Annotated in this window: 7 protein-coding genes and 1 pseudogene; all 8 read left to right on the plus strand. The window is 39.5% G+C overall.

Annotated elements, in window-relative coordinates; genetic code table 11:
- Window positions 1-149 precede the first annotated feature (149 nt).
- Window positions 150-605, plus strand: coding sequence for an NUDIX hydrolase (locus tag ACFPPD_RS21405; RefSeq protein ID WP_209752036.1), 456 nt, complete (start codon window positions 150-152; stop codon window positions 603-605).
- Window positions 606-823: 218 nt separating this feature from the next.
- On the plus strand, window positions 824-1,417 hold the full coding sequence (locus tag ACFPPD_RS21410) for a GNAT family N-acetyltransferase (RefSeq protein ID WP_209752034.1): 594 nt from the start codon (window positions 824-826) through the stop codon (window positions 1,415-1,417).
- 225 nt (window positions 1,418-1,642) lie between these two features.
- Window positions 1,643-2,149 carry an HIT family protein gene (locus tag ACFPPD_RS21415; protein WP_209752032.1) on the plus strand — a complete coding sequence of 169 codons (507 nt, stop codon included), beginning with the start codon at window positions 1,643-1,645 and terminating at the stop codon, window positions 2,147-2,149.
- Between the two features lie 228 nt (window positions 2,150-2,377).
- On the plus strand, window positions 2,378-2,938 hold the full coding sequence (locus ACFPPD_RS21420; RefSeq protein WP_209752029.1) for a GNAT family N-acetyltransferase: 561 nt from the start codon (window positions 2,378-2,380) through the stop codon (window positions 2,936-2,938).
- 259 nt (window positions 2,939-3,197) lie between these two features.
- Entirely contained in the window at window positions 3,198-3,758 is a 561-nt protein-coding gene (locus tag ACFPPD_RS21425) for an AAA family ATPase (protein WP_209752027.1), read from the plus strand.
- Between the two features lie 245 nt (window positions 3,759-4,003).
- Complete coding sequence (locus ACFPPD_RS21430; protein ID WP_209752025.1) at window positions 4,004-4,525, plus strand: GNAT family N-acetyltransferase; 522 nt, start codon at window positions 4,004-4,006, stop codon at window positions 4,523-4,525.
- A gap of 254 nt (window positions 4,526-4,779) precedes the next feature.
- Window positions 4,780-5,547 (plus strand): alpha/beta hydrolase, encoded by a 768-nt coding sequence (locus ACFPPD_RS21435; protein ID WP_209752023.1) that lies wholly within the window; start codon window positions 4,780-4,782, stop codon window positions 5,545-5,547.
- Window positions 5,548-5,562: 15 nt separating this feature from the next.
- Window positions 5,563-5,651 (plus strand): annotated as a pseudogene (locus tag ACFPPD_RS21440) (protein tyrosine phosphatase); the annotation flags it as partial.

The following is a 5,651-nucleotide window of genomic DNA, read 5'->3' on the forward strand; positions in this document are numbered from 1 at the left end:
GAATCAGCCGGACACATCCGCACCGACTAACTGCGCATTCGCGCAGCCGGCGACTTTGTCGCCTTAAGTCGGTGGGACGTCGTGAACACATGAACGTTATCTGCAATTGCCCTAGTGCTTATTAAACCTTATTAATTGGAGGCATTGATATGTTGCGTTTTATCAATGAAATTCCAACTGATTTTCCTATTGGCGGGGTGCACTGCATACCTGTTTTTGATAATGGTAATTTGATGATGGTATGGGATAGAGAAGAGAAAGTGCTCACAACTATTGGTGGAAGATTAGAAGTAAATGAATCACTAAATGATGGACTTAACAGAGAAGTGATGGAAGAAGCTGGTATTGAAATATCTGAGTATAGAATTCCATTTGCAAGCTGGTTTTGGAAAGAATCTAACGGATACACAATATATTTTCTTACCCGAGTGAAAAGATATTTGGAAATTCCAAAGGGTTATGAAAAAACAGGATATGTAATAATGAATTTTGAAACCGCTATAGATATGATTAAAAACATAGAAGGGCGAGAAGAAAGAATTAATATTATCAGAAGAGCAGGTATCTTATCGGGCTATCTCGAAGAAGAGGGCAACAGCAGATAACACCATGTTCACGCTTCGGGCCATTCGGCCCTCGGTCCGGCAGGAGTAGGGAAGCGGAGTCGACTGGAGTAATTCAGCAGCAGGGAAGCAGATTCAGCCGGACACATCCGCACCACCTAACCGCGTCGCGGCCGCCCTTCGGGCTTAAGGTGGTGGGACGTCGTGAACACATGAACGTTATCTGAAACCTGGGCAAGAGCTGATTGTGGGGGTGTCTCATGCGGAGAATTGAAGATCATTTTGAACCGTTTCCTGTCTTAGAGACGGATAGGGTAATTTTAAGACCTATAACATATTCAGATCTTGATGATGTATCAAGTTATTGCACTGTACCAGAAGTGTCTCAATATACTGTTTGGGATGTTCATAAAAGCATAGAAGACACTAAGGCATTTATTGATTTTGTAATGAATCGATATGAATCACAGAAAGTTGGACCTTGGGGAATCGAATATAAAGAGACCAGAAGAATAATTGGAAGCTGCAGTTTCGTTTCTTGGGATAATAAGAATCGTAAAGCAGAATTAGGATATGTATTGTCAAATCGTTATTGGAATCAAGGCATTATGACAGAAGTGATAAAGAGAATTTTAGAATTTGGATTTAGGAAACTTGAATTAGTCCGAATTGAAGCTCGATGTCTCCCAGATAATTTGGGGTCATCTAAAGTAATGGAGAAGACAGGAATGAAATACGAAGGATTACTAAGAAATCTTATCTGGGCAAAGAACGATTTTCAGGATTTAAGAATGTATTCAATAGTAAGAGCAGATTTTGAGAGCGAATTCGGAGAAGGCCCAGGCATCAGATAACACCATGTTCACGCTTCGGGGCATTCGCCCCTCGGTCCGGCAGGAGTAGGGAAGCGTATTCGACTGGAGTAATTCAGCAGCATGGAAGCAGTTTCAGCCGGACACATCCGCACCACCTAACCGCGTCGCGGCCGCCCTTCGGGCTTAAGGTGGTGGGACGTCGTGAACACATGAACGTTAGATGAAATTACGAAGCAAGTTCTAATAAAAACCATGAGGTGCTTAATGCCAAGACATGTCACATTAGCTGATGGAAGATCAGTAGAAGTTGAGTGTTTGAGTTGCACATTGACAAGTGGTTTGATCACACCAACTGGCGGAGTGATTTATGAATCATCTAATTTTCATGTTCATCAAGATGTTGCCTATCCAATCAAAGGGTTAGTAATTTTGGCAGCGAAGAGACATTTTTATTGTATGGATGAATTGAAAGAAGAAGAGCGATTTGAATATATCTCATTAATACATAAGATCAGGCAAGAACAAAGAGCGCGATTAGGAATTGAAAAGGTTTATTACTTTAATAATGAAGACACAACACATCACTTTCATTTATGGATGGTTCCAAGATATGAATGGATGTATCATTTCGGTAATTCAGTAGAATCTTTAAGGCCGGTATTATTACATGCAAGGAGTAATATGAATGACGAAGATAATATGAAGAGCGTAATAGAAGGAATTAATATTTTAAGAGATGGATTAAAGGGCTTTGTAAGTAACACAAGGTAACTTCATCTAACACCATGTTCACGCTTCGGGCCATTCGGCCCTCGGTCCGGCAGGAGAAGGGAAGCGGATTCGACTGGAGTATCTCAGCAGCAGGGAAGCGGAATCAGCCGGACACATCCGCACCGACTAAGCGCATCGCGCCCGGCGACTTCGTCGCCTTAAGTCGGTGGGACGTCGTGAACACATGAACGTTATGTGAAATCTTCGTAAAACAAAGGAGAACAAAACATGATCAAAGATCTTCTTATAGAATCCAATCGTTTAATCATACGACCATATAATATTGATGATTTAGAACAATCGTTTCAATTAATGCAAAGCAAAGAGCTATATGAATTCTTAGAATTTGATCTCCTTCCTTTTGAAGAATATCAAGGATTATTTCATTGGTTAGTTAATAGTTATGAGATCAATTTGACTGAAGAATTCAAGTACTCATTTCCGATCATATTGAAAGAGACAAATCAAATGATTGGATGGTGTGGAATAGGAATACTTGATTTTAACAAACCAGAGAAAGAAGTATATTATCTAATTGGTAAGGATTATTGGAATCAAGGATTCGCTTCAGAAGCCATGAAATCATTTATTGAATACTGTTTTAATGCCTTAATGCAACATAGAATTGTAGCTAAAGTGAATGAAGAGAATATTGCCTCGAAGAGAATTATTGAAAACCTGGGATTCCATTTTGAATATGTTATTAAAGATCTACCTGAAGAATTCAGCCATTGTAATGGAGAATTATTTTATTCTTTAACAAGAGAAGATTTTGTAAGTAATACATAGAAGACGAAGACTTCACATAACACCATGTTCACGCTTCGGGCCATTCGGCCCTCGGTCCGGCAGGAGTTAGAAGTGGATTCGATGATGCAATTGGCAGAAGCAGTGAAGTGGAATCAGCCGGACACATCCGCACCGACTAACTGCGCAAGCGCAGCCGGCGACGTTGTCGCCTTAAGTCGGTGGGACGTCGTGAACACATGAACGTTATGTGAAATCAGTCAAGTGCTATTAATATAAGCGGAATCATAGGAGCGAACTAATGATAATAATGATTAACGGGGCTTTTGGTGCAGGAAAGACTTCAGCAGCCAATATGCTTCAACCATTAATTCCGAATAGTATGATTTATGATCCTGAAGAAATAGGCTTTATGATTAGAAAGATCGTTTTAGAAGATATTAGATTAGAAGAAGAACGAACTGATGATTTTCAAGACATTGAATTATGGAGAATACTAACAGTAAGGGCTGCTCAAGAAATTAAGCAGAAGTATAATAAAAATCTTATTGTTCCGATGACAATTTATAAATCGGAGAATTTTGATTACATATACAATGGTTTTAAGAAGCTCGATGAGGATACTTTTCATTTCTGTCTTATTGCTTCTGAAGAAACAATACATAAACGATTAGAATGTCGAGGTGATACGTATGGAGGTTGGACGTATCAACAGACTATGAAATGTATAAATGCTTTCAGGGAAATAAAGTTTCAAGAGCATATCATCACAGATCAAATTGGAACGAAAGAAATTATTGAAATAATCCTTAATAAGATCAATAAAGACAATAAGAATTCTGTAGGTAAATCAATGAAGTGACTGACTTCACATAACACCATGTTCACGCTTCGGGCCATTCGGCCCTCGGTCCGGCAGGAGTTAGAAGAGGATTCGGAGAAGTAATGGGCAGAAGCAGGGAAGCGAAATCAGCCGGACACATCCAACTCCCTAACCGCATCGCGGCCGCCCTCCGGGCTTAAGGGAGTTGGACGTCGTGAACACATGAACGTTATGCGTAATACCCTGAACTGCTCTGAAAACCAAAACTTTTGGGGGCATGTACATTGAGTAATATTCTCCTAACAAGTCCGACGGCGGACTTAAAGAACGAATATATAGATTTTTATTTAGATTGGAAAGAAAGTGGAGAAGATATGGTACCTTGGGTCATAAGCAAAAGCCCTCAAGACTTTGAGGGAATGTTAGATTGGCTTATTAATAATGCACGGGGAGTAAATTTGCCAGAAGGATGGGTTCCAGATTCAACATTCTGGTTAGTTTCTAAAGATAGAAAAGTAATCGGTGCGGTAAATATAAGGCATGAATTGACTGAAGATTTGATGAATAAAGGAGGGCATATTGGTTTTGGAATACGTCCTTCAGAAAGAAGAAAAGGATATGCAACGAAACTATTAGGATTATCTCTTGAACAAGCAAAGAAGCTAGGTATAAATAAAGTACTGGTTGTGTGTGATGAAACCAATATTGCCTCTGAAAAAACCATCAAAAACAATGGTGGAGTACCAGATATGAATTATATTGAAGAAAACGGAAACGTAATTAAGAGATATTGGATAGACATTTGACAGTTGCTCAAAGAAGAGGGTACTACGCATAACACCATGTTCACGCATCGGGGCATTCGCCCCTCGGTCCGGCAGGAGAAGGGAAGCGGATTCGACTGGAGTATCTCAGCAGCATGGAAGCGGAATCAGCCGGACACATCCGCACCACCTAACCGCATCGCGGCCGCCCCTTTGGGGCTTAAGGTGGTGGGACGTCGTGAACACATGAACGTTAGACGAAAGTGCGGAGAGAATAAATTTAAGGGCTGATATTATTGACGGATTCAATCACCATCAATTACAACAAATCAGAGGATCTTAAGATTTATTTACAGATGCCAAAGGAAAGGGGGACTGATCGTCCAGTCATTTTATTTTTTCATGGTGCTGGTTTTACAACTAACAAAGTAAACGCAAGTCAATTTCAACAACATGCTAATTATTTTACTTCTCTTGGTTTTGTAACAATTCGTGTCGAGTATCGACCGCTAGATATTGAGGGCTTATTTTCACCAATTGAATGTTTAAAGAATGCCAAGTCGGCAATACGCTGGACTAAACAAAATTCAATTCAATATGGGATTGACTCGAACAAGCTAATAGCTGTAGGGGCTTCAGCTGGAGGATATTTGTGTTTGTGCGTAGCGATGATTGACCAGATAAATAACAAAGAAGATGATGTACTTGTAAGCCCTAAACCTAATGCTATGATTTTACTAAATGGTGGAGTGAACTCAAATCTACTTATTGATCTTTTTCCAGAAATGAAAGATCAATTATTAATTGCTTCTCCAACGGAGGTAACAAGAAAAGGATTACCGCCAAGTTTATTTTTTCATGGAACAGAGGATCAGAATATCCCAATTGAAGATGTTATTAATTTTTCAGATGACATGAGAGTTAAAGGTAATTATTCAAGAGTAATTGCTTTTGAGGGATTAGGGCATGGCTTTTTTAATTATGGAAATCACGACAACAAACCATACGATAAGATATTAAGAGACATTAATGAATTTTTAAGAGAAATAGATCTTCTGGGGTAACTCTAATTACTCTTTATATGCAGCCGAAATAAATGGCGCAGTTTAACTGCTGAGAAGATCTTTGATGGCTACAATGGTTATGAAGTTCGCTCTGCCGGTACTGA

It is taken from the genome of Cohnella suwonensis, assembly GCF_042655365.1.
GTDB classification, from domain to species: Bacteria; Bacillota; Bacilli; order Paenibacillales; family Paenibacillaceae; genus Cohnella; species Cohnella suwonensis.

Excerpts from the sequence above, each read along its gene's own strand:
- ACFPPD_RS21405 (WP_209752036.1), top strand. The coding sequence starts at position 150 with ATGTTGCGTTTTATCAATGAAATTCCAACTGATTTTCCTATTGGCGGG.
- ACFPPD_RS21410 (WP_209752034.1), top strand. The coding sequence starts at position 824 with ATGCGGAGAATTGAAGATCATTTTGAACCGTTTCCTGTCTTAGAGACG.
- ACFPPD_RS21415 (WP_209752032.1), top strand. The coding sequence starts at position 1,643 with ATGCCAAGACATGTCACATTAGCTGATGGAAGATCAGTAGAAGTTGAG.
- ACFPPD_RS21420 (WP_209752029.1), top strand. The coding sequence starts at position 2,378 with ATGATCAAAGATCTTCTTATAGAATCCAATCGTTTAATCATACGACCA.
- ACFPPD_RS21425 (WP_209752027.1), top strand. The coding sequence starts at position 3,198 with ATGATAATAATGATTAACGGGGCTTTTGGTGCAGGAAAGACTTCAGCA.